The organism is Microbulbifer sp. ABF4_148, from assembly GCF_056158985.1.
Genome location: NZ_JBSWUI010000001.1, coordinates 3,401,271 through 3,425,236 on the forward strand (window position 1 = coordinate 3,401,271; position 23,966 = coordinate 3,425,236).

A 23,966-nucleotide genomic window follows, 5' to 3' on the forward strand; every position below is an offset into this window, starting at 1 on the left:
CTGATGAAATTTCGCTTACTGCCCGTACTGATGATGACGGCCATTGTGGCTGGTTGCGCAAGCACCTCCGGAATGAACCACAAGCCGAATGGCTACAAGATCGAACAGGTGGAATCTCAAAACGCCAGCGAGCGCGTGCGTTTCCTGGTGATGCACTTTACCACGATCGACTTCGATACCTCTTTACGTGTGCTCACCCAGCCCAGTTCCGCGCCGGTCAGCTCTCACTACCTGGTTCCGGAAAGTGATGACCCCAGCTATCCCCACGATGACCTGCGTGTGTACCAGCTCGTGGATGAAATGCGTCGGGCCTGGCATGCAGGACCCAGCGCCTGGGAGAATCGTCGCGAAATCAATGACCAGTCCATCGGCATTGAGATCGTCAACAAAAGTTACTGTCGTCCACCGGTGGAAACCAACACGGACAAAGACATAGAACCGGTCTGTTTCTTCCCGGAATTCGACCCGGCGCAGATCGATCTGGTTATTGCCCTGTCGAAAGATATCCTGGCACGCTATCCCGATATCACCCCTACCCGTGTGGTCGGCCATGGGGACATTATCCCGCACTACAAAATTGATCCTGGTCCCCGCTTTCCCTGGAAACAACTGGCAGAAGCCGGTATTGGTGCCTGGTATGACAACGACACTGTAACCCGGCATCTCGACTATCTGGACGGCAACCAGAGCAGCGACCGGGAAGCGATCCGCCGGAGCTTCGCGCGCTGGCTCGATGACTACGGTTACGGGATAGATGCCGAAACCGCATCAGACGACGAGATTTCCCTGTATACCAAGGCGTTCCAGTATCACTTCCGCCCCTGGCAAGTGGATGGAGAAGTCGACAACCAATCCAGAGCCATCTTGCTGGCCTTGCTGGAGAAATATTTCCCGCACAAACTGAGCAATTATCAGGATGTCAGCCCTCCGGTGCTCGCATCCGGTGCACCACTCTGAACAAGCGCACTTCCAATAAAAAGCCCGCGTCCTATTGCGGGCTTTTTTATGCTGGCGAGAATCTGACGCAACTGCCGCCCTGTCAATAAGTGCCTGTACGAGTTGCGGCTCGCGTCCCTTTGAGATCTGGCTTGGCGATTGTCCGCGATGGCAAGAAGGGCTCCACGAGGCTCACAATCGCTTGCAACATTGACATACTACTGCGGGAGGGCAACCCATCTTCCGTCGGTGTTCGCTCGCCAGTGACCCCGTCGACGATACCCGCCGCATTCAACCTTTCCAGGCAGTATTCCAGGTCAAAATCGCGCAACGTGGTGACGCCGGTCATAGCTGAAGCAAGCCCGAGCGCGCCGTAGACACCCCAGTTAGAGACATCCGAAATCACCAACTCATCCGTGGCTGCGACAGCGCCCGCAACCGGAATACCTTGTAGCTGGGCACGCACCAACCCCATACCCAGCTCATTGCCACCGTCGGCAAAGGCCAGACTGGGGCATCGACTCAGGTACAGCATTTCCTCCCACGGTAGCGTGCGCGCGGATATATCCGCGAAGCGCATATTCTTGTAGGTATCATCCTGACCGCGCCCGGGAACTTCCACAAACACCAATAACGACGGATTAAAACATTCCAGGTGCGCACGGCTTTGGCGCGCGAAGAGCCCGGTCCCTACAGGATCAAATGGCTCAAAGGTGTCCGGTGCAAGATCCGGCGCGCACTGCTGCAAGGCCGCAATGTAATCCGTCAATCCCAGCAAACGCACTTCCGCGCCCAACCGCCGCAATCCTCTCGCGAGGGCGAGCGCTCCCGCCGGGCCATCGGTTTCATAAGTCTGACCTACCGGAAAGCCGCTCACGATCGAAACGCGCTGCTGATGGCGCAGTAAAACCTGCACCGCACGGAGCAAGTAGCCTTCTTGCCAGCAACTGCGCACTCCTGCCATCCCGCGGAGATTACAGGCGACCAGCAGCGCTTCCAGCTGTGCGGCCAGATGAATAATTTCCCGCGGTGGACTTTCCCTGTTTATGGCCAGGCTCATTCGATTGTTCCGATACGATGCGCTGAGAGGAAAAGCACTGGATCAGCACTCAAGAAATTATGTTCAGGGGGTTTAGCCGACGGCCCGACACTAAACCGTTTCTGTGGTGTGATACGCAGAACCCCAATTCAGCTGTTTCACATCAGTGACAGAATCCAGTGATTGGTTAAGGCGGTCCGTAATCAACATGTGGCCAGGTGCATGGGTGATACAGAAGTCCAGTTCGGCATTGCGCAGGGCTTCAATGGCGGTAACCCCGCAGGCCCAGAATGTCGGGTACTCACTCTCGTGTACCGATACGGCGTCACCGAAATCCGGGCGACCGATGGCACCAATCCCCAATTGCTCTGCCGCGCCAATCTGTATGGGAGCACCATGCACCAACGGATAACGTCCGGAAATCGCGCAGGCATCACCCACCCTGTCCGGCGAAAATGGACGCATGCTCACGACCAGTTTGGCTCTGAAAGGACCGGAAGGCTGGCATTCCCGGTTGGTGCGGTACATGGGTACATTGCACCCTTCGCTGATATTGCGGACTTCAAGACCGGCGGAAACCAGTGGTTCTTCAAACGAGAAAGAGCAACCCAATGCAAAAGTCACCAGATCGTCGCGCCAGAGATCGCGGATATCAGTCACTTCCTCGCTCGGCACACCCTTTTCATGCACCAGATAGCGGGGCACATCACTCCTGATATCGATATTCTCGCCCAGCGCCGGCAACAGGAACTCTCCTGGCGCAGACTGATGCAGCAAAGCACAGGCGCGATTATTGCGTGCACAAAACTGCGCAAAGTCTGCGGCAAACCGCTCGGGCACGATCGCGATATTGGCCTGAACAAACCCAGGGGCCAAGCCCGACGTTGGCCCGGCAAATCGCCCGGCTCGAATTTCAGTGCGAACTATCGTGGCGCTTGTCGTCTTCATTTGGCTTTCTTCAGGTCAAGAGGCTCAGGCGACTTCAACTTCGGCGGGCAAGTTGCTCTTCTGGATAAACGGGCCCCACGCTTCTTCCATTGCCAGCGCCATTTGCAATAAGGACGCGTCGGCGTAGGGCTGCCCGACCAACTGAACGCCGGTCGGTACACCATTGTCGGCAAAGCCACTTGGCACCGACAGCACGGGGCAACGGCTCAGCGTGTTGAACGGATACGTCATAAACCATCCCTTCACCGGATCGACCAGCCTTCCGTCAATTTGCAGTGCGTCGCGTCCGTAGTCGAAATCGGCCGGGACTCGCGTCGAGCAAACCGTTGGACACAACAATAAATCACAATCCTGGAACACATCGCGCAAGGATTCCCACATATGCTGCGCGTAAGAGTTGGCTGTTCGAACTTCCTCTGGTGTGGCTTGTTCGCTCAGTGAAAAATAGTGACGCACATAGGAGCTCAACTCTGCGAGCGTCTCCGGGTCTGAATACTTGTCACGAAGCATAGTGCCCATTTGCGCGCCCTGGTGAACCTGCGCCGTCTTAATGCAGCGCTCATCCCAGTCCAGCGTGACCAGGTTTATTTCCGCCCCCAATGCACTCAAACGCTCGGCGAATGCCAGCGTATTTCGACGCACGTCGGGATCCAGCGCATAGAAGCCTAGGTCGAGAGACAGCCCTACCCGTACGCCGCGCAGATCTGCAGACACGAAAGAAGCGGATTCTTTGGGGAGCTGGCTCGCCAGATCGATGGGGTGTGGCCCGGATAGCAAGTTATACAGCAGCACCATATCGCGCACGCTGCGGCTCAACATGCCGTGATGTGCATAGGGGTCTGCATTGTAGGGGGGAATCTCGGGGATACGTCCGTAGGATGCCTTGAGTCCGACCACGCCACACATGGAGGCAGGTATACGTACGGAACCACCAATATCTGTGCCGTTGGCAATAGTACACATGCCCGCAGACAAGGCCGCAGCCGACCCACCGGAAGATCCTCCGGGTGTGATCTCCGGATTCCAGGGATTGCGGGTAACCCCCCATAATTCGGACCAGGTGTACGCAGCTACGGAAAATTCTGGTGTCGCCGTGCGTCCCAGTACAATTGCGCCGGATGCCAGCAGGCGCTCGGGTACGGGATCGGTAAAGGTTGCAATATTTTCCTTCAGCAATCGCGAGCCGTTAGTGGTGACTTGCCCCTGAATATAGGTTTCGTCCTTGATGGCCGTCATCACGCCTTCGAGTGGTCGCGCACGCCCCTCGGCATAGGCGACCTCGGCGGTACGCGCACTTTTGAGGGCCGCCTCAAAAAACGTGGCCGTGAACGCATTCACCTGCGAATTGATCGACTCATACCGCGCGATTTGCGCCTGCAGCACGTCTACTGGAGACAGGGTGCCCTGACGAAATCGCTCCGTTGCGGTAAAGGCATCGAGGTAGCACAAATCCAGCGACATGGAGCTCCTACTAAAACTGCTCAAAGTTGGATGGCTACAGTGTGTCGAATTGTTGCCAGACGACTAAGTGACGACCCAAAGGCCAGACCGATAGTGGAAGCCTCCAATTCGTTCGCAAACTGCTCGAGCAACACTGACATCAGGTATCACCGACAGCGACTAAATCGCTCGGCTGGACAACCTCATAGCCCGATGCAACCTCGGAAGCCCTATGCAGAGCGGCCTCCGACCGATCCAAACCCGGTGCCACTGAGACCGGCAGCTCCCCACTGGGCGCCTCACCGCTGGTCAGGGCCTTGGCCACCGCCTGATAAATCACCCCTCGCAGGCTATCGTCAGCGCCGATATACGCCTTGTAGCCATAGGTCGCCAGAAAGAGATCCGCTTTACCGGCAAACTGTGACGCCTCATAAGGTGAGCGCATACTGACAAAAACGGTCTTGCGGCCCTGAGCCCTGGCAGACGCCAGGATCCGGTGGTACTGCTCATAGAGCTCCACAACACTACGACGCTTGCTGCGAATTTTTGCAAGATCCTCCATACCGCCGAGCTCGACGGCACTCTCTCCGGGCACGATGCTCGCTACCAGAACGAGATCCGCCAGGGGTGCCTGCAGCGCGGTATCCACCGCATCCATGCCCACCACAGCAACATTCAGGCTGCTCACTTGCTCGAGGGATAGCCGGAAGGCCTCACCGACTTCGATGGTGGGAGCAAGCACCTGAACGGTTGAGACGTCACTATCCACAACCGGCAAGTGCTCTGAAGACACGGGGTAGATGGCACTCACCGATGCCTCGGCCAGGCGCTCGGCCAACGCTTGATGTGACGGGTTCGCCAGTACGTCGCGCGCGGAGTGCACGGCGTCCTCTTCGGTCTGGGCAATCCAGTCGGTGTCGACATATTGCTGCTTCAGCGCCGCGATACGTTGTACGGATTGATCCAGCTCTTCTTCCAAGAGCAAACCTTCACTTACCGCCTGCGCGACATGATCAATCAGCGCATCTACTTTGTGGAGATCTTGCGGACTCCGCACTTTGATTGGCATTAGCGCAATATCGGCGCCCGCCTGAAAAGTACGCACAACCGCATCTTCAATCGTGAAGTAATCACTAATGCCAGCCATACCGAGGGAATCGGTCACGATAACCCCTTTGAAACCCAGGTCATCGCGCAGCAGATCGGTCAGGATCGGGCGCGACAAGGTAGCGGGCACGATCGTGCGCTCTCCGGACTTGGATACCAGCACACTATCATCAAGCGATGGGTATTGAATGTGCGCTGTCATGACCAGGGCGGGAGCCGCATCTGCAATCACATGGCGAAATGGCAGAAGGTCCATAGCTTCCGCTTGCTCAGTCGAGCGGTCCACCCGCGGCAAACCGGTGTGGCTATCGACGGAGGTATCGCCGTGACCGGGGAAATGCTTGAGCGTTGCGGCGATGCCAGCCTGCTGGAAAGCGCGTGTACTGGCCGCGCCAAGCTCTGCCACCACCTGAGCATCCTCGGAATAAGAGCGAACATTAATGACCGGGTTATCCGGATTGCTGTTCACATCGACTGTCGGGGCAAAATTGACATTGAAGCCCAGCGCCAGCAGTTGCTCTGCCATGGCCGCTGCGGTCTCTCGGGCAAAGGCATCCCCGTGCTGCTTATAGGTCGCGCCGATCGCCATATTGCCAGGAAAGGCTGCACTCTCTGCGCGCGGCAAGCGATTTACCCGACCACCTTCCTGATCGATACCAATGAGCAATGGCGATGCACCGGCAGACAGCGCCGCTTCCTGCAACGCACGATTGAGCCGGGTCACCTGGGCACTGTCTTCCAGGTTTTCTGCGAACAAAATAACGCCACCAATACCTGTGCTCGCGATCAGGCCCCGCAGGTCATCCGGCAGCTCAGTGACCGGCTCCGCGCAATGTGCCTGCCCCAACGCCTGGGATGGACAGTAGTAACGGAAATCGAGCATCAACTTTTGTGCGATTTTTGTACGCAAATTCAAGTCAGACGTTGCGCTGTCGACCCGCTCCTCACTACATCCAGAAACCGTCAGCAAGCTAGCAATCACGCCAATTGAGGCGCGACGGGAGAATCGTTTAACAGTCTCACGCATCGACAAATATTCCATTACTGATTTATTGACATAGAGAATATTTTATTCTGCCGAGATTCAGGCTCAAGTACAAGAACCAACAATCCGGCCATTCACCATAAAAAAGGGCCGGACGAACCGGCCACAAAAGGCTTTAAATCAACCCAAGGAGAGCGAAGGTGGCAATGACTTGCCACCTTCCACAATCTGATTTAGAAGCTGTAAGAAGCCGTCAGGCCAATGGTACGCGGTGTCGTGTGAATACCGCGGGAACCGATGTAGCGCACACGCTCGTACGATACTTCAGCGCGCTCATTGGTCAGGTTGGTCGCCCACAGGCTCGCACTCCACTGGTCCGCACTAAGAGCCACGTCACCGGAATACAGCGTGTATTTCGGATACTCGTAAACCTGGGCATCGGGATCGTCGGCACGGTCAAACTGCTTTTCACCAACGTGAGAACCGCGCAGCCCCGCAGACAGGGACATACCATTCGGCAGGTCGGTAACGTAGTTCACACCCAGGTTGTGACGCCACTTGGGTGAACCACCCAGCTTGCCGCCTTCACCCCAAGGCTCAGCTCGACAACCGGAACCATCGGTGTACAGACACTGATTGGTGGTCTCGGTCCACTCCGCCTCAACAGTGGTGGTGGCAAAGCTCATGGACCAGTTATCGTTAAATGCATACTTGGACATGAACTCCCAACCCAGGGAACGGGCATCGGAGCCATTAGTGGTGCCGTTCAGGGGGAAGCCATTAATGGACTGGGAGAAGTAGGTCTGGGTGTTGTTCCAGTCCATCTGATAGATAAAGCTCTCCACATAGAGGCTATTATCCAGGAAGCTGCCTTTCAGACCGAGCTCATAGTTATTGATCGTGTCCGGCTCAAACACCTGCGCATCTTCGGCGACTACATTTCCATCGACATCCTTAAAGCCGTTCACACCACCGCGGCGGAAGCCCTGGGATGCGGTTGCGTACACCAGTACATCATCGTTGACCTTATAGGAAGTATTCAGCTTGAAAATTGACTCTCCAGAATCCTCGGTCTCGATCGCACCGCGGGAATCAACCAGGCCAAATGCATAGTCCACGATTGTGGGGTTAGCCACATCAGAATAATTAAAGACTCGCGCACCAAAGGTTACATCCCATGCATCGGTGACTGCGTAAGTCAACTCACCGAACAGTGCGAGCTCTTCATAATCAGTGTTGATATCTTCAAAGTAGCCTTCGTCCGCGGCACCACCGATATCAGCGCGATCACGCCAGCCGGCCAAATAGGTATCCAGCGAAGGATAGATCTCGGAGAACTTGAGACTGGCTTCTTGCTGGGTGTAGTAAATCCCCGCAATCCAGCTCAACTGGCTGTCACTTTGAGAAACCAGTCGCGTCTCGTGGCTCACACCAGAATATGTGTTGTCGAACAGCATATAGGGGCTGACATCGGAAACACTGTCATAGGTCAGGCCACCAAAGCCCCAGTCACCGTAGTAAAGAAAACCATCGGCATAGTTGGACTGGCCAACACGGGAATCCTCAAACACCGACGTGCTGGAAGACATCAGGAATGCGCCCAGATCCCAGGCCAGGTCCAGAGAGTCCAGCATAAAGTCACGCTGGGCAAACTCATCATAGCGCGCGACAACCACGTCCATACCGTACTGGTATTCGGGCGGGAAACTGCCATCTACTTCCTGGCTTCCACGGGAACCGTGCGCAAATTGATCTTGCTGCGCGTGGGTAAAGGTAATGGTTAGCTCGTCAATCGGACGCCAGGACAGGGCCACCTTGCCCGTGGTTACCTCCTGATAGTCATCATTCTTGATCAGCTGAGTATTTGAGCCATCCGGATTGGTCCACTCGCGATCGGACGGGCTGATGCGACGATCGGTGAAACCGCCTTCGTCCAAATAGGCAACAGAGCCGCGTACCGCCAGCGTGTCGGTCAGCGGCATGTTGATCACGACATCAGTGTCGCTGCTCAGGTCGCCACCGCGAGTTTGGTAAACACCGGTATTAACCGACACTGACTGCTCTTCAAAATCAGGCTTGTTGGTAATAAAGCGCACGGTACCGCCAAGGCTGCCGGAACCATAGAGGGTGCCCTGCGGGCCCATCAGCTTCTCTACCCGGGCAACATCCTTAATACGGTAGCCAATATGCGGCAGTGGGGTCTCATCCAGGTAGTAAGCCAGCGTAGAACGCACGAAACGTTCCAGATTGTTCTGGTTAACCGGGGATACATTCAAGCCTCGCACTGTCACCGAATCCGCAAAGCGGGCAGAGTTGTCGGGCGCATTGATATCAACAGAATCCTTAATCAGGGATTTCAGATCTGTGATATTGCGCTTTCGCATTTCCTCTTCGCCAATGGCGGAGATATTGAATGGAATGTCCTGCGTAGATTCAGCGCGACGGGTTGCCGTCACGACAACCTGCTCGATTGCACCCTCGTCATTGTCTGCCTTGTCTTCAACTTCAGTCTCAGCCTGTGCAAACACCAATGGTGACAGCGTCAAAGCCATGGCTGGGATCAAATAGGAAAGTGGTTTTTTCTGGAACGGCAACATACCCTGGTCCTTTGCTTTTTTAGAGTCTTCTGGGATTGCACTTCTTTCACCCTGACCTTAAGCATCCCCCCCTCCGCCCGGAAAACGAAAATATGATCCATCGGGTAGAGCTATGGATTGGCAGTGATCAGAGCCAGACCCTCTCGATGGCGGAAACCCACACAGCCCCAGCTTTGCAAAAACAGCCCCCAAAATCCGGTATATTCTCGCAAAACCTTCACTTACCGCATCGGTCGGTGTAGATTGAAAGACTGAATTCGAGATACGACCTATCGGTATGACCGGGAAGATCTGGCAAAAAGCCCGATGTCAGCCCGCAAGATAACAACAAGTGAGAGGCGCCCATGGAATCACGTTTTTTCATTGCCCCGGAACAGCTGGAAGCTTTCGAAGCCGCCGCCCGTACAGGCTCCTTCTCCGCCGCCGCACGATCCCTGGGCAAGGCCCAATCGACGATCTCGGGACTCATCAGCAACCTGGAAATTGATACCGGATTATCCTTGTTTGACCGATCCGGTCGCGAGCCCAAACTCACCGCAGAGGGTCGCTCCCTGCTACAGGATGTGCGGTCACTGCTAAAGTCTTATTCACGATTCGAGGCCAAAAGCAAAAGTTTGAACGAAGGTGTGGAAGAATCCATCACCGTCGCCATCGACGAGTCGGCCATTGATATGCACTGCCTGAGTGAATCCCTGCAGCCGTTTTATGAACGCTTTCCCACGGTGAGTTTGAAACTGCTGCACGCGTCTGCCAATAGCGCTTCAACCCGAGTACGCGACGGTTCGGCCGATATCGGCATTGTGTTAAGCCAGGGAGATTATCCGGAAGATTTTGATTTCCGCGGCACGGGACAAACCAGCTTCGTACTCGTCTGCGGGAGCCAGCACCCGCTTTCCCGCCTGGAAGCCGTCAGCAGTGATGACCTGCACGACCACCTGCATCTGCGTATTCATTCGAGCGAACAGGATGCCCTGCCGGAAAATGACCTGAGCGACCGCATCTGGTATCTGGAGAACTACAGCCTCTTTATGAGCATGCTGTCTGCCGGACTGGGCTGGGGTTTTGCCCCTATGCATATCGCGCGCCCCTATCTGGAGAGTGGCAGTGTGCGGGTGCTGCCCACAGATTTTCAACTAACACCCTACCCGTACTGCACCGACCTCATCTGGTCGCGCAGGCGCACGCTTGGGCCAGCAGGCCAGACCCTGATCGACTTTATTTCCACTGCACTCGCCGCCCGCAGCCGGACCTAATCGCGTAAGCTCCCCACATCCACAACCGGCAGCCCCCAGGCATCCCGCAGCCGGTCGTACTCTATGCGCGGGAGAGAGACATATACAGGGTTAGCCGAATCCTCCAGCCATAGTAGAAGAGCGTCCAAACGACGCTCATCCATCGCCGTACAGCCGGCTGTCTGACCGCCCGGCCTGTCCCAGAGATGTATGAATATACAACTGCCTGCATAAGAAATATTTTCAGGGTTGTGGGCGACGAAAATTCCTTTCTTGTACTGCTGGTCGCCAAAATGCGTATCCCGTCGCATGGCTTCAGACGAGCCCTTAACCGCCTCTTCACCCACCTCAAGAGCATCCACCGTGCGGTTATAGAGCGGGGAGTCCGGCACGTCGATACAGTAATGCGAATCCCGCATCGGCAGGTATTCAAGTCCGGTTTTGACCACGTCTGGATAACCGAACGCCGGGCCAAGCGTGAAGATCCCGGCAGGGGCCTTCCCATCACCCTCCCGCTTTCTGGGGCCGGGTTGCACACGGTGTAACCCCAAACCCCAGGCCAACCCCTCCCTACCAACATTGACAGGAAACGGGCCCAACTGAGAACTCCAGCCATCCTCGCTCCTGTGAAAAACCCAAAGCTCGCCAGTCGTTGCGGACCAGTCCTCGGTAACGCTCAGCAACAACTGGGAACTCTGCTCCGGTATTTGCGCCTGCAACCCTACTGGCAGCAAAGAGATCAGCAACCCGACAGAAACTACCCACCACCAGTACTGATACATGCCGCATCCCAATTCGCTAAAGATTCACCGATTCGCCTGATCAGCGACCCGAACTTCAGTTCGCCCAAATACACCACCAAGACTCAATCTGTCGACCAGCAAGTCAACCGAAAACCGCCTAACAGCATTACAACTTATCGCCGATTCGGGCAACTTGTTATATACGGACAATTGTTTGCATTGAGCAACCTCCATGCTAGGATGCCCGAAAGATAAAACGAACAGTTGTTCACATTGGAGTGGCAGATGTCAGTATCCCCTGTCAGTAGCATTGACTTGATGATCATCGTGACCTATTTCATCGCCATGGTCGCGATCGGTATTATTGCCAGCCGCAAGGTCCGCAGCTCCGTGGACTTCGCGGTCGCAGGTCGACGGCTCAACCTGCCACTCCTCTCGGGTACATTAATCGCTTCGGCCATCGGCGCCTCAGCGACATTTGGCAAAGCTGGCAAAGCCTATGAAGCAGGCTTTGTCATATTGCTTTCTTCTGTCGCCTACATGCTTGGCTACCTGATCTTCGCCTGGCTGGCTCCGAAGTTACGCGAAGCAAAGATCGACAGTATCCCGGAGTGCCTGGAGCTGCGCTTTGGTGCAACCATGCGAAAAATCGCGGCGGTGGTACTTCTTACCGCGGTAATCTCTGCGTTTGGAGCACAGCTCATTGCCTTCGGCCTGATGGCCACTACCTTACTGGGCGATCTCCAACTGTCCTACCAACAAGTCGTCATCACTGCAGCGGTTGTCATTGTGCTGTACACACTATTCGGAGGCTTGTTGGCCGTCGCCTATACGGATCTGATTCAGGTCATCATCATGGTCGCGGGTATAGGGATTTTGTTACCCTTCTGCCTGACCATGGACCTGCCCGCGGGCATGACTGTCCAGCAAGTGATAACCCCCCCGCAAGCTGATTTCTGGGGCACCCTTGACTGGACTTACCTGCTCGCCTTTATCCCTACATACCTCGCCTTCGTCCTTATCGATCCAGGCGTTTGGCAACGCGCCGCAGGGGCCCGAAATACGAGCGACCTGAAACCTGCCATGCTATGCACCGCAGTGGTATACGGAATCTGGAGCGTGCTGGTCATTACACTGGGGGTCGTTGCCTTCAACCTCTACCCTACGCTCAGCGCCAGTGACCAGGCCCTGCCAACGCTATTAATGAACCATCTACCGCCCATTGCCAAGGGCCTCTGCCTGGCGGCCGTCATGGCGATCATGATGTCGACCGCCGACACTGTCCTGTTAATCTCGGGGACCACGGTGAGTAACGATCTGGTCAAGCACCTTTCCTATAAATTCAGCGACAAAACGCTACTTAAGGTAAGCCGACTAACCATCGTAGTAGTCGGTATTGCTGGCTGTGTTTTTGCCCTGGAGCAAGCACCAATCTTCGACGTGATGATGCTTTCTCTCGCCATCTTTGTATCCGGATTGTTTGTTCCGGTCATGGCGGCGCTGTTTTGGGAAAAGGCGAGCCGCTCCGCAGCCATCGCCTCCGCTCTGGCCGGCTTCGGCTCAGAAATCCTGTTTTACACCCTGCGAAGTCGCGGCATCTTCGATATCGGCTTTGAACCGATCCTGCTGGCCGTTACCGTCAGCGCAGTCACTATGTGGACTGTTAGTCTCGTTAACCTGCGTATTGCCGGCAGGCAGCCGACTCCGCAGCTGATCTAATCAAATTGATTTAACGATAAGTACGTAGCTAAGAATTTCTAGATAAGCGTTTCTAAATAACCGTTTCTAAATAACAAAGTCGCTCGCCGCCAAATGCGGACAAGTGATCGCGTAAGAGGTACATAATGACAACCGTGCATTACGAAGCCCACGAAGGCATTGGGCGCTTCACGTTCGAAAACGGCCGCCTGAATCTGTTGACCATGAAAATGCATGAAGAGCTCCACCGGGCCTACCTGCAGTTTCTCAATGACGATTCCGTAAAGGTTGGTGTTCTGACCGGTACCGGCGAAAACTTTTGTGCCGGCGACGATCTGAAAGAATCCGACACCCCCATTAAAGGTCGCGACAAGCCGCGCTGGGACGAAATGACCCTGATGCATCCTCGTTCCAAGCCGATGATCGGCGCGGTTAAAGGCTATTGCTTCGGCCAGGGCTTGGCTTACTTGCTGAACCTGACCGACATCCGCATCGCCGCCGACAACCTGGTAATGGGCGCTCCTGAAATTGCTTACGGCATGGGCGGTATGTCCGGCGGCACGCACATGGCCACGCAACTGCCCTATATCCATGCAGCTTGGATTTCTCTCACCGGTGAAAAGTTCGGGGCAGAGAAAGCGCAGGCGTTAAACCTGGTTAATGAAGTTGTTTCCCCTGAAGCGCTGGAAGCGCGCGCCTTAGAGGTGGCAGCCACCATCGCCGCGCACCCACTGATCGCAATTCGCACCGAGCTGGATTGCCTGCAGCGCAGTGCCGAAACAACGCGCGCGGACAGCCTTCGCCACACAATGGCGCAGTACAAAGTACAAAGGCAGCTGCACCTCGCCAGCGGCGCAACCGCAATTTCTGATTTGAAGAAAAATAAATAAGGGGACGAATCATGTACGAACCTTCTGCAACCACTGACAGTTCCCCAGAAGCACAGAACGGTGCTTACCAGGTTTATCTGCAGCGTAAAAAAGAAATCGAAAAGAACAACTCTTTCCCGGAAAACTTCGCGGACCTGCTCCAGAAAGCGATGACCTGCTACGGGGATGCGACTGCGCTCAACTACTTTGACCAGGGTCGCTCTCTGACTTTTGTTGAGGTATATCAACAGGTTTACCAGATCGCCGACGGCCTGCAGCAAATCGGCATCAAGAAAGACAGCCACGTTGCGGTACTGCTGAGCAACCGTATTGAATACCCGCTGACCTGGCTGGCGCTTGGTGTTCTCGGTGCAGTAATGCTGCCAGTGAACACCCGCTACACTGGCGCAGAGATGGATTACCTGTGCAACGATGGCGATGCTGAATTCATCATTACCGAAAGTGGATTGCTCGGTACAGTAGAAGCAATGCATGAGCGCCCCGCACACATCACCAACCAGAATATTCTGGTAATGGAGTGTCCCACCGATCGCGATTATCTAGACTTCAGTGCGGTGCAAAGTGGCGGCAGTGCCGACTTTATCCCGGACTGGAAGGTAGACGGCGATGACCTGATGAACATCCAGTACACCTCGGGCACCACGGGTTTCCCGAAAGGCTGTATGCAGGCGCAACGTTACTGGATTTTGCTCGGCTGCATGTGTGGTGAGTTCCTCGGCGACATCAAGTCCATTTTGTCTGACCATCCATTCTTCTACATGGATCCCCAGTGGCAGCTGATTATGGGCCTGTCTGTGGGTGCCACCGTCAACGCACCGAGCAAGCTTTCCTCCAGCCGCTTCCTTGAGCGCATCCGCAACAACAACGTTGAACTGGCGTTTTTCCCGCGCCCGCTGATTAGTCAGCCCGCGCAGGACTCCGACCGCGACACCCCACTGAAAAAACTGTTTGCGCTGGGAATGGGTGCCGACGCACAGCGCAACCTGTCGAAGCGCTTTGGCCTCGATGTTTACGAAGGTTTCGGCATGACCGAAATTGGCCCGGGCCTGATGGTGCCAGAAGAATTGGTAAAAGATCCGAACATTCTCGGCACCTGTGGTGTACCTACCCCGTTCCGCGAAGCCAAGGTGGCTCTGGATGAAAACGGTACTGAAGCAGACGTTGAGGAAGTGGGCGAACTGTGGATCCGCGGCGACAGCATTCTTAAAGGTTACTACAACAAACCAGAAGCCAATGCGGAATCCTTCCATGACGGTTGGTTTAAGACCGGCGATTTGTTCATTCGTGATCAATACGGTTACTACCGTATCGTCGGCCGCAAGAAAGACATGATTCGCCGCTCCAGTGAGAACATCTCTGCACTGGAAGTCGAACAGGTATTTTCCTCCCACCCCGGCATCGTGCAGGCGGCAGCGGTACCTGTCGCAGACGACTATCGCGGTGAAGAGGTTAAGGTCTATCTGCTCCCGCGTGACGCAGACAACCCCATTGATCCGACCGCCATCCTGGATTACTGCAAGGAGCGCCTGGCACCGTTCAAGGTCCCGCGCTTTATCTCTTACGTTACCGAATTTCCGTATACACCGTCGGAAAAAGTCGCCAAGCACAAGCTGGTGGCAAAAACCAAGAATCTGAGAGCAAACAGTTGGGACTCCGAGCAGGACTCCTGGCTGGATGAACTCGGGCAACCCCAGGCCGCAATCTAATTGCGAACTAAAACCAGAAGAGACCGAAAGACATGAATATAAAAACCAAATTGTCTGCTGCTGGCATTCTTTCCCTGAGCATTGCGCAAGTGGTTCACGCGCAGTCCCAGCCAGCGGAACAGTCGTATGCTATTGAAGAAGTTACCGTTACTGCACAGAAACGTGCACAGAGCACGCAGGACCTGGGTCTTGCCATTACCGCTCTCGGTGGCGAGCAAATGCGTGAACAAGGCATTGAAGACGGCACCGATCTCGCGTCTGTAATCCCCAATGTCAGCATGCTGAACATCGGCGGTGGCGGTTTGCCCGTGGTAATCGTTCGCGGCATCGGCCTGCAGAACTTCCGGGTAAACGACTCGCCCACTACCTCTTTTTATGTGGATGAGGTATATCAAACCTCTATTGCCGCCGTTGAGTTCTCCATGTTCGATATGGAGCGTGTAGAAGTACTGAAAGGACCACAGGGTGGCCTGTACGGACGCAACACTATTGGTGGCGCCGTACAGGTAATTTCTGCCAAGCCTGTCGTGGGCGAAGAAGCAAATGGCTTTACCTCACTGTCCTTCGGCGAATATGGTCAGACCAATGGCGAATTCGGTGCCAGCCTACCAGTGAGCGACACCATGGCGGTGCGTGTTTCCGGCCGTATCGAACAGAGCGATGACAAATACTGGACCGACACCGTAACCGGTAAAAAGCACGGTGAAGAAGACCGTTGGGCAACTCGCGCAATTCTTGCCTGGGAACCTACCGACACCATCGACGCTACTTTCAAGATCCATGGCGGTGCGGACCAATCCGAACTGGCACTGCAACGTGCGGTTGGCATTTATGCTGGCAACCTCGGTCCTTTCACACCATTTAGCGGACTGTGTGCTTCAATTCTCGCGGGTAACGGCACCAGTGCCGACTGCGTCACCCTGTCCGGGCAGACCACTTCTGAATTGGGCCAGGACGGCAATATCTATGCTGCGGCAAACGGTAGCCAGGTTTTGCCGGCTATGGATTCAAATTGGATGGGCGCCAGTGCCGTAGTGAACTTCCAGCTGTCTGAAGCCTACACCCTGACCAGTGTGACCGCTCACGATAGTCTGGACTATGCACGTAACGTCAACGCAGACGCAATTCCGATCGAATTTCAGAACATTGCCTACGGCACTGAAATTGACTGGTGGTCGCAGGAATTCCGCCTGGCTTACGACAACGGCGGCGATCTGACCTGGATTGCGGGTGCGAACTACAGCGAAGATGAACTGAGCGAAGCGAGTGTACTGCGCGGTGGTGAAGGCATCCTGCCGGCAGCATTTGGTGGTGCCTCTTACAGCAACCAGTATTACGACCAGAAAGCCGAGTCTTACGCGATCTACGGCCACGCCGAATACGCGCTGAATGACCGCTGGAGCACCACTGGCGAACTGCGCTACAGCAACGAGACTCGCTCTTTCTCTGGTATTCAGCAATTCATGCTGCCAGATGACAGCCAACTGCTGGCCATCACCGTGGATGATGCCGCCGACTTCAGCAATGTCAGCGGTAAACTGGGCGTGAACTTCGCAGCCAACGACAACGTTCTGCTGTTCGGTAGCGTATCTAACGGCTTTAAGGTAGGTGGATTCTTCGGTGGTTTCGCTACCGATCCATCTCAGCTCGCGGCCTACGACGAAGAAACCATTCTCGCCTACGAGGCAGGTATCAAGAGCGACTGGCTGGATGGCCGACTGCGTGCCAACGCGGCCCTGTTCATCTACGACCGTGAAGACGTACAGATGGGTGCCCGTGAAGATCTCGGCGAAGGCGTTGTTAGCCCGAAACGTCTGGTCAACATTGGTGATGTGGAAACCCACGGTGCCGAGGTGGATTTCACCTGGCTGCCAACCGAAAACCTCACTCTTAACGCGGCTTTCGGTTACACCGATGCGGAAATCGCAGATAGTGATTACGTAAACCGCTCTTCTCTGGAAATTGTGGGCAACCTGGAAGGTGCCAACATTCCAAACTACTCCAAGTACAGCTCAAACCTGAGTGGTCGCTACGAACACGAGATCGGCGCGAATTTGCTGGGTCACGTACAGCTGGAATACAGCTATCGCTCCGAGCGCGATCTGGACCTGATCACCACCCCGGAGATTGAAGAAGCCGTATTCCAAGAGCCTGGCTACAGCCTGCTGAACCTGCGCTTGGGCCTTGGTGATGCAGAAGGCGGTTGGGGCCTCTCTGCGAACATCGAGAACCTGCTGGACGAGGAATACCGTGCAGAATCGCGCGGCGATGGCCTCTACGGCGTCTACGAAATCTACGGTGCACCACGCACCTGGAGTCTCTCTGCAAATTACAGTTGGTAAATAGGCTCCTCGCGCCTTACCACGTACCTTTGCGGCCCCTTATGGGGCCGCTTTTTTTTGCCTCAGACCCACTCGTCAAACCCTACTGCCCGATGAGCGCTAGCCAAGCGGCACAGAGAGTCAGTATGATCTGATGGTGAGACCAGATTTCTAGTAAACCATGAATGCCGCAAAGACCCGGGCAGCTCTAAGCCCCAGGAAAATGCCTACTCAGGCCCGCGCCCAAGAAACCGTTAAACGTATACTCAGCGGCGCGCGCCAGATCCTCCGGGAACAAGGTGAAGATGCGATGACCACGCGCAACATCGCCGACGTATCCGGTGTGCGCACTGGCTCGATTTACCAGTATTTTCCCAACCGGAACTCCATTCTATACGCGCTTTATGCGGAACGAATGGAGGAAACGGTAGCGACCTTAGAGCGCCTGTTCACTGCAAATATGCTCCAACTGCCGCTGGAGGAGTTTTTCAACGAGCTCAACAAAACACTGCTCATCGATCTCGAGTGGGGCAAGCCCGAGGACGTGGCTCTAAATCGAGCCGTCGGGGAAAATAGCGAGCTCAAAGTTGCGGTGGCCGGTACACTCAGCAAGCTTTACGCCTTCCTCGCGCGCCTGCTGCGCCATTATGGCTGCACCTGGCCGGATAAAGAACTGCTGCAATATGCCGAGCTTTTATACAATCTCAATCACTTTGGTTTTGAACTGCGGACAAAGCAACAAGGTGAGCAAAGCCAGTTCACGCACTATTTCGTCAATGACCTTCAGCGCTATCTCATGGTAAATGCTGTGAACAATCCTCTCCCGGACTACCGGAATAGCTGAAACGGTCATCCCTGCCAACACGCGTCTCTCAACAAACCTGAATACCCGTCAAAAGAGTAGCCCGGAACACCGCTCTCGACCTTCTGGTCAGATAGTCGTGCGGGCTCCGCTTTGGTATTCTGCCCCCCTGCGCAACTGTTCAGCCCCCGAACGGCCGATTCACTCGAGACTGACTCCGAGCGAACACTTTTTAAGCAAAGATAACGGCAGCCCCAGGATGGGTGCCGCCATAGAACAATATCGATTTACCAAGAACTACACCCAAGCAATGCCCAAGACCGCCACTAAGCCCAAGGCCGCCAAATCCGAACACACCCCGATGATGCAGCAGTACCTGCGCATCAAGGCCCAGCACCCTCAGGAGCTGGTGTTCTACCGTATGGGCGATTTCTACGAGCTGTTTTACGACGATGCCAAGCGGGCGTCAGAGCTGCTCGATGTCACCCTGACCGCACGGGGCAAGTCAGGTGGTGAGCCGATTCCGATGGCCGGCATCCCTTACCACGCCGCCGAGGGCTATCTGGCACGGCTCATCAAGGCGGGTGTGTCGGTGGCCATCTGCGAGCAAATTGGCGACCCGGCCACCAGCAAGGGACCAGTAGAACGCCAGGTAGTGCGCATTGTGACCCCCGGCACTGTCACCGATGAAGCGCTGCTAAACGAACGTCAGGACAATTTGCTGGCTGCGGCGGCCCCACTGGGAGACCTGTTCGGACTGGCCCTGCTCGACCTGGCGACCGGCCGCTTTGTCGTCCAGGAAGTCGACTCGCTGGAGACGCTGGCGGAACAGGTCCAACGCTACAATCCCGCGGAACTGCTCCTGTCGGAAGACCTGAGCGTGCCCCAGGAAATAGAGCGTCGCGCAGGCGTGCGTCGTCGGGCACCCTGGGAATTTGAACTTGAGACCGCACTGCGCCTGCTGAATCGCCAGTTCGGTACCCACGACCTGGAGGCGTTCGGCTGCGCTCATATGCATGCCGCGCTGGTCGCCGCCGGCTGCCTGCTGCAGTATGCCCGCGACACCCAGCGGACAGATCTGCCCCATATTCGCGGCCTGCAGGCGGAAAGCAGCGACGAAACCGTGGCCCTCGATGGTGCCAGTCGTCGCAATCTGGAAATCGACCTGAATTTGAACGGCGGTGACGACAACACCCTGTTGTCCGTACTCGACACATGTAAAACCGCCATGGGCAGCCGCTTGCTGCGCCGCTGGTTGAATAATCCGCTGCGCCAGCTGACCACCCTGCTGGAACGTCAGGATGCGATCGCCGCGCTGATCGAAGATTACCGCTTCGAGCCGCTGCGAGAGGCGTTGAAGCCCATCGGCGATATGGAGCGTATTCTGGGTCGGCTGGCGTTGCGCTCGGCGCGCCCACGGGACCTGTCCCGGCTGGGGATGTCCCTCGCGCAGTTCCCGGAAGTGCAGGCGCAGCTGGCAGCCTGTGATGCCAATCTACTCAAGGCCTTGTGCCAGCAAACCGGCGAATGGCCGGAGACCGTGGCACTGCTGGAACGGGCCGTTGTGGAAAACCCGCCGGTCGTGATCCGGGATGGCGGGGTGATCGCGGAGGGCTTCGACAGCGAGCTGGATGAACTGCGGGGCATCAGCGAGAACGCCGGACAATACCTGGTGGACCTGGAGCAGCGCGAGAAAGAGCGCACCGGTATCCCAACCCTCAAGGTGGGCTACAACCGGGTTCACGGTTACTTTATTGAAATCAGCCGTGGCCAGTCCGACAAGGCACCGGCGGATTATATTCGTCGCCAGACCCTCAAGAATGCCGAGCGCTTTATCACCCCGGAACTGAAAGAGTTCGAAGACAAGGCACTCTCGGCCAAGAGCCGCGCACTGGCCCGAGAAAAGGCCTTGTACGAGGAGCTGATCAACAAGCTCAACGAATCCCTGGCGGCGTTGCAGGCGGCGGCCGCCGGTATCTCCGAACTCGACGTGCTGGCCTGCCTGGCCGAGCGCGCCGACAACCTGCGACTGTGTCGGCCAGAGCTGGGCAGCAAGCCGGGGCTCGACATTCAGGGTGGCCGTCACCCGGTTGTCGAACAGGTACTGGACGAACCTTTTGTTGCCAACGATATCAACCTGCATGACAGCCGCCGTATGCTGGTCATCACCGGCCCCAACATGGGCGGTAAATCGACCTATATGCGCCAGACGGCCCTGATTGCCCTGTTGGCACATTGCGGCAGTTATGTTCCGGCCGATTCTGCCCGTATCGGCCTGTTGGACCGTATCTTTACCCGTATTGGCAGCGCAGATGACCTGGCCGGTGGTCGCTCGACGTTTATGGTGGAGATGACCGAGACCGCCAATATCCTGCGCAACGCCAGCGAAAACAGCCTGGTATTGATGGATGAAATCGGACGCGGCACCAGCACGTATGACGGTTTGTCCCTGGCCTGGGCCTGTGCTCACTTTTTGGCCAGCGATGTGCGGGCATTCACCCTGTTTGCGACCCACTATTTCGAGCTGACCGACCTGCCCCAGCAATGTCCGGAAGCCGCCAATATCCACCTGGATGCCACGGAACATGGCGACGACATCGTGTTCCTGCATCGCATTCAGGAGGGTCCGGCCTCCCGCAGCTATGGCCTGCAGGTCGCCAAACTGGCCGGCATCCCGGCAGAAGTACTGGCCGAAGCCAGTGCCCGGCTCGCCGCGCTCGAAGCCGGGGATAAGCGAACCCCTGAAGCCACGGATAGCCTGGACCAGGACACTTCGACGGTGCCGGCCCCTGCCCCGCGGGAAGCCGCCGCCCCTGTTGAAAACCCGATGCAGGTAGAACTGTTTGGTGCCCCCACGCATCCAGCAGTCGAGGCCCTGGGCGATCTGGATCCGGATGATTTAACACCGAGACAAGCACTGGAGCAGTTATACCTGCTGCGCAATTTGTTATAACCAAAACGCCTTACAACGATAAAATTCGGTTTATTTCGCGCCATATGTTGCTAAAATCCGCAACTTGCGGCGCGCCGACCTCAAATAAACCGGGCTCCACAACAGTGAAAGAGATCATCGAGGGAAAAGCATGACATTCGTAATCGGGGAAAATTGCATCAAGTGCAAGTACACAGACTGCGTTGAGGTATGTCCTGTCGACTGCTTCTACGAGGGCCCCAATTTCCTCGTGATCCATCCCGACGAGTGTATTGACTGTGCTCTGTGCGAGCCGGAATGTCCCGCCAATGCGATCTTCTCGGAAGACGAAGTACCGGAGGATCAACTGGAGTTCGTCGAGCTGAACGCCGAACTGGCGGAAGTTTGGCCAAATATCACGGAGCAGAAGGACCCGCTGCCCGACGCTGCAGAGTGGGATGGCAAAAAGGGCAAACTGGAACTGCTCGAGCGCTAAGTTCCACTGCCTGGCCGGAAACCGGCCGGACAAAAAAGGGCCGACTCAACTCGGCCCTTTTTTTATGCCATCAGACTCCAGAAGGTCCGCGGAAAAGAACTTTGTATCACTATCCTGCCACTCTATAACTGTCGCCACCTCCATTTCCCAGAGGAGAGAACGACATGCTCAAGTGGGCAATTATCTTCTTTCTCGTAGCACTGGTTGCAGGCTTTTTCGGCTTCGGCGGTGTCGCGACGGCCTTTGGCGATGTCGCAAAAATACTGTTCTTTGTGTTCCTGGTGCTATTCGTGATTGCGCTTATTTTTGGACGTAAAAAACCGCCGCAATGACCTTTCGTACGATGGCAGCGTCACATCCGGCGCTGCCAACTGCGTCCGATGACGGACCAGGGCGCTCGCCGATCCATCACCCTAATCATTCGGGATCGCAAGCACGTCGGTGACCCGGTTGAGACCGGTAAACAACTGCATCAGCCCCAGGGCTTCCAGGATTTCCTCGTCGGTTGCGCCCGCTTGCCTGGCCGCGTCGAGCAATCGCTCACCGTGGTCATGCGGGGCGATATTACCGTGGTGCGCCAGTTCCAGCAGCGCATGCTCCTTGGGATTCAATGCCGCATGGTCGGGATCGAGTCGTAACTTGAGTATGAGCTCCGGGTCTCCGCCATGCTCCTCCATGGTTTCGCAGTACCGGGCTATGCCATAGTCACTGCGATTGCCTGCCGAGACCACCAGCGCAATGGCTTCCCTTAGCTTGCGCGACAGCTTGCCCTCAACCATCAAGGTCCTGAACATCCCCCAGATGGCCGCCAGCAATGGCGGATTGTGGGCGTAAACACGCAACATGTTTGGCACAGTACCGAGCTGATCTTCTATTTCTGCAAAGATCTGTTCTCCGTGCGTTTCGACAGGTTCGTCTACCAGGGGGATTCGGCTCATCCTTGCGGTTCTCCATTTGTCCGGCTTCGACCACCGGCAGATAACATTGCCTCTCGCGCCAAACACTGGATATACTTCCAGCATGCGCAAAATCATCCACTGCGACTGCGACTGCTTTTACGCCTCAGTTGAAATGCGGGACGACCCCAATCTACGTGGTCGACCTGTTGCTGTGGGCGGTGCCAGTGATCGACGCGGAGTCATCTCCACGTGTAACTACGAAGCGCGCCAGTTCGGCGTACGCTCTGCCATGCCAACATCGCGCGCCAAGCAGCTATGCCCGGACCTCATTGTAGTACCCGGGAATATGGCCAAATATCGGGAAGTCAGCCAGCAAATTCGCGAAATATTCCTCCAGTTTAGCGATCATATAGAACCATTGTCGCTGGATGAGGCCTATCTCGACGTCTCGAGCTGCAGCCAGTTCAAGGGCAGCGCAACCCTGATCGCCCAGGATATTCGACGGCAAGTCCGCGAGAATCTGGGCATTACGATTTCTGCCGGTGTCGCACCGAATAAGTTTCTCGCAAAAATTGCCAGTGACTGGCAAAAACCCGATGGGCTCACCGTTATTACTCCAGACGAAGTTGACGACTTCGTCATTCGCCTGCCGGTGGCCAAGATTCATGGCGTCGGACGCGTAACCGCGGAAAAAATGCACCGTCAGGGTATTCGAACGTGCGCCGACTTGCGCCGCTTCAGCAAAGTGGAGTTAAGCCAGTTATTTGGCAAGTTTGGCGCGCGACTGTACGACCTCTGCCGCGGTGTCGACGAACGCTCTGTCGACAGCAGTAGCTCACGGAAAAGTATCAGCGTGGAGAATACGTTTTCCAGTGATCTGTCAGACTTTGAAGAGTGGGAATCTCAGCTCACCACGCTGTACATGCGCCTGCTCGAACGGGTCGACCGGCTAGATGACCGTTATGATGTGAGTGGTGCATCGGTGAAGGTCAAGTACACCGACTTCTCGACCATGACCCAGGAGCGTGTCAGTCAGGCGGGGCGTATTTCAGAGTTCAAACTCTTGCTGCAACAGGTCTGGGAGCGAAGAGCAGAGCCGATTCGCCTACTGGGCGTTGGCCTGCGCCTGAAGGACACGCGCGCCGACGCAGGTCCCGAGCAGCTCCCGTTGCCTCTTCGTATGCGCGGCATCACCGTCGCCTGACCCCACCTTCTT

At 56.0% G+C, this 23,966-nt stretch carries 18 protein-coding genes; 11 read left to right on the top strand and 7 right to left on the bottom strand.

Features of this window, described 5'->3' with window-relative positions:
* The first annotated feature begins 3 nt into the window (after positions 1-3).
* The gene (locus tag ACXAD0_RS15085) at positions 4-957 is read left to right on the top strand and encodes an N-acetylmuramoyl-L-alanine amidase (RefSeq protein WP_475089388.1); all 954 of its coding nucleotides are present in this window, start codon (positions 4-6) and stop codon (positions 955-957) included.
* A gap of 82 nt (positions 958-1,039) precedes the next feature.
* Here the strand turns inward: ACXAD0_RS15085 and ACXAD0_RS15090 are convergent, their stop codons facing one another.
* The 5 genes from ACXAD0_RS15090 to ACXAD0_RS15110 all read right to left on the bottom strand — a co-directional run bounded on the left by ACXAD0_RS15090 (position 1,040) and on the right by ACXAD0_RS15110 (position 9,007).
* On the bottom strand, positions 1,040-1,996 hold the full coding sequence (locus ACXAD0_RS15090; RefSeq protein ID WP_475089389.1) for a glutamate cyclase domain-containing protein: 957 nt from the start codon (positions 1,994-1,996) through the stop codon (positions 1,040-1,042).
* A 90-nt stretch (positions 1,997-2,086) separates the two neighbouring features.
* Positions 2,087-2,923, bottom strand: a complete 837-nt coding sequence (locus ACXAD0_RS15095; protein WP_475089391.1) for a putative hydro-lyase — start codon at positions 2,921-2,923, stop codon at positions 2,087-2,089.
* A 24-nt stretch (positions 2,924-2,947) separates the two neighbouring features.
* Positions 2,948-4,384, bottom strand: a complete 1,437-nt coding sequence (locus tag ACXAD0_RS15100; protein WP_475089393.1) for an amidase — start codon at positions 4,382-4,384, stop codon at positions 2,948-2,950.
* Positions 4,385-4,523: 139 nt separating this feature from the next.
* Positions 4,524-6,497 carry a glycoside hydrolase family 3 N-terminal domain-containing protein gene (locus ACXAD0_RS15105; protein WP_475089395.1) on the bottom strand — a complete coding sequence of 658 codons (1,974 nt, stop codon included), beginning with the start codon at positions 6,495-6,497 and terminating at the stop codon, positions 4,524-4,526.
* A 191-nt stretch (positions 6,498-6,688) separates the two neighbouring features.
* Complete coding sequence (locus tag ACXAD0_RS15110; protein WP_475089397.1) at positions 6,689-9,007, bottom strand: TonB-dependent receptor; 2,319 nt, start codon at positions 9,005-9,007, stop codon at positions 6,689-6,691.
* Positions 9,008-9,396: 389 nt separating this feature from the next.
* On the opposite strand from ACXAD0_RS15110, the gene ACXAD0_RS15115 reads away from it, so the two are divergent.
* The gene (locus ACXAD0_RS15115; protein ID WP_475089398.1) at positions 9,397-10,305 is read left to right on the top strand and encodes a LysR family transcriptional regulator; all 909 of its coding nucleotides are present in this window, start codon (positions 9,397-9,399) and stop codon (positions 10,303-10,305) included.
* Here the strand turns inward: ACXAD0_RS15115 and ACXAD0_RS15120 are convergent.
* The gene (locus ACXAD0_RS15120) at positions 10,302-11,066 is read right to left on the bottom strand and encodes a L,D-transpeptidase family protein (protein WP_475089400.1); all 765 of its coding nucleotides are present in this window, start codon (positions 11,064-11,066) and stop codon (positions 10,302-10,304) included. The two genes, ACXAD0_RS15115 and ACXAD0_RS15120, sit on opposite strands and share 4 nt — an antisense overlap.
* Positions 11,067-11,312: 246 nt before the next feature.
* On the opposite strand from ACXAD0_RS15120, the gene ACXAD0_RS15125 reads away from it, so the two are divergent.
* The 8 genes from ACXAD0_RS15125 to ACXAD0_RS15160 all read left to right on the top strand — a co-directional run bounded on the left by ACXAD0_RS15125 (position 11,313) and on the right by ACXAD0_RS15160 (position 22,183).
* Positions 11,313-12,746 (top strand): sodium:solute symporter family protein, encoded by a 1,434-nt coding sequence (locus ACXAD0_RS15125; protein ID WP_475089402.1) that lies wholly within the window; start codon positions 11,313-11,315, stop codon positions 12,744-12,746.
* Positions 12,747-12,880: 134 nt separating this feature from the next.
* A complete protein-coding gene (locus ACXAD0_RS15130) occupies positions 12,881-13,615 on the top strand; it encodes an enoyl-CoA hydratase/isomerase family protein (RefSeq protein ID WP_475089403.1) in 735 nt (244 codons plus the stop codon).
* 11 nt (positions 13,616-13,626) lie between these two features.
* The gene (locus ACXAD0_RS15135) at positions 13,627-15,321 is read left to right on the top strand and encodes a class I adenylate-forming enzyme family protein (RefSeq protein WP_475089404.1); all 1,695 of its coding nucleotides are present in this window, start codon (positions 13,627-13,629) and stop codon (positions 15,319-15,321) included.
* Positions 15,322-15,353: 32 nt separating this feature from the next.
* Positions 15,354-17,663 (top strand): TonB-dependent receptor, encoded by a 2,310-nt coding sequence (locus tag ACXAD0_RS15140; RefSeq protein WP_475089406.1) that lies wholly within the window; start codon positions 15,354-15,356, stop codon positions 17,661-17,663.
* A 160-nt stretch (positions 17,664-17,823) separates the two neighbouring features.
* Positions 17,824-18,486 (top strand): TetR/AcrR family transcriptional regulator, encoded by a 663-nt coding sequence (locus ACXAD0_RS15145; protein ID WP_475089407.1) that lies wholly within the window; start codon positions 17,824-17,826, stop codon positions 18,484-18,486.
* Between the two features lie 268 nt (positions 18,487-18,754).
* Positions 18,755-21,397, top strand: a complete 2,643-nt coding sequence (mutS, locus tag ACXAD0_RS15150) for a DNA mismatch repair protein MutS (RefSeq protein ID WP_475090398.1) — start codon at positions 18,755-18,757, stop codon at positions 21,395-21,397.
* A 130-nt stretch (positions 21,398-21,527) separates the two neighbouring features.
* Complete coding sequence (gene fdxA / locus ACXAD0_RS15155; RefSeq protein WP_475089408.1) at positions 21,528-21,851, top strand: ferredoxin FdxA; 324 nt, start codon at positions 21,528-21,530, stop codon at positions 21,849-21,851.
* A 164-nt stretch (positions 21,852-22,015) separates the two neighbouring features.
* Positions 22,016-22,183, top strand: coding sequence for a DUF1328 domain-containing protein (locus ACXAD0_RS15160; protein WP_475089409.1), 168 nt, complete (start codon positions 22,016-22,018; stop codon positions 22,181-22,183).
* An 81-nt stretch (positions 22,184-22,264) separates the two neighbouring features.
* Here the strand turns inward: ACXAD0_RS15160 and ACXAD0_RS15165 are convergent, their stop codons facing one another.
* Positions 22,265-22,789: a peroxidase-related enzyme gene (locus ACXAD0_RS15165; RefSeq protein ID WP_475089411.1), complete on the bottom strand. Its 525-nt coding sequence runs from the start codon at positions 22,787-22,789 to the stop codon at positions 22,265-22,267.
* A gap of 82 nt (positions 22,790-22,871) precedes the next feature.
* On the opposite strand from ACXAD0_RS15165, the gene dinB reads away from it, so the two are divergent.
* Positions 22,872-23,954, top strand: coding sequence for a DNA polymerase IV (dinB, locus tag ACXAD0_RS15170; RefSeq protein WP_475089413.1), 1,083 nt, complete (start codon positions 22,872-22,874; stop codon positions 23,952-23,954).
* The last annotated feature ends 12 nt before the right edge of the window (positions 23,955-23,966 follow it).

Coding starts and splice junctions, on each gene's coding strand:
- ACXAD0_RS15120 (WP_475089400.1), bottom strand. CDS start 11,066: ATGTATCAGTACTGGTGGTGGGTAGTTTCTGTCGGGTTGCTGATCTCT.
- ACXAD0_RS15160 (WP_475089409.1), top strand. CDS start 22,016: ATGCTCAAGTGGGCAATTATCTTCTTTCTCGTAGCACTGGTTGCAGGC.
- ACXAD0_RS15140 (WP_475089406.1), top strand. CDS start 15,354: ATGAATATAAAAACCAAATTGTCTGCTGCTGGCATTCTTTCCCTGAGC.
- ACXAD0_RS15125 (WP_475089402.1), top strand. CDS start 11,313: ATGTCAGTATCCCCTGTCAGTAGCATTGACTTGATGATCATCGTGACC.
- ACXAD0_RS15105 (WP_475089395.1), bottom strand. CDS start 6,497: ATGCGTGAGACTGTTAAACGATTCTCCCGTCGCGCCTCAATTGGCGTG.
- ACXAD0_RS15110 (WP_475089397.1), bottom strand. CDS start 9,007: ATGGCTTTGACGCTGTCACCATTGGTGTTTGCACAGGCTGAGACTGAA.
- mutS (WP_475090398.1), top strand. CDS start 18,755: ATGCCCAAGACCGCCACTAAGCCCAAGGCCGCCAAATCCGAACACACC.
- ACXAD0_RS15090 (WP_475089389.1), bottom strand. CDS start 1,996: ATGAGCCTGGCCATAAACAGGGAAAGTCCACCGCGGGAAATTATTCAT.
- ACXAD0_RS15145 (WP_475089407.1), top strand. CDS start 17,824: ATGAATGCCGCAAAGACCCGGGCAGCTCTAAGCCCCAGGAAAATGCCT.
- ACXAD0_RS15095 (WP_475089391.1), bottom strand. CDS start 2,923: ATGAAGACGACAAGCGCCACGATAGTTCGCACTGAAATTCGAGCCGGG.
- dinB (WP_475089413.1), top strand. CDS start 22,872: ATGCGCAAAATCATCCACTGCGACTGCGACTGCTTTTACGCCTCAGTT.
- ACXAD0_RS15135 (WP_475089404.1), top strand. CDS start 13,627: ATGTACGAACCTTCTGCAACCACTGACAGTTCCCCAGAAGCACAGAAC.
- ACXAD0_RS15165 (WP_475089411.1), bottom strand. CDS start 22,789: ATGAGCCGAATCCCCCTGGTAGACGAACCTGTCGAAACGCACGGAGAA.
- ACXAD0_RS15115 (WP_475089398.1), top strand. CDS start 9,397: ATGGAATCACGTTTTTTCATTGCCCCGGAACAGCTGGAAGCTTTCGAA.
- ACXAD0_RS15100 (WP_475089393.1), bottom strand. CDS start 4,384: ATGTCGCTGGATTTGTGCTACCTCGATGCCTTTACCGCAACGGAGCGA.
- fdxA (WP_475089408.1), top strand. CDS start 21,528: ATGACATTCGTAATCGGGGAAAATTGCATCAAGTGCAAGTACACAGAC.
- ACXAD0_RS15085 (WP_475089388.1), top strand. CDS start 4: ATGAAATTTCGCTTACTGCCCGTACTGATGATGACGGCCATTGTGGCT.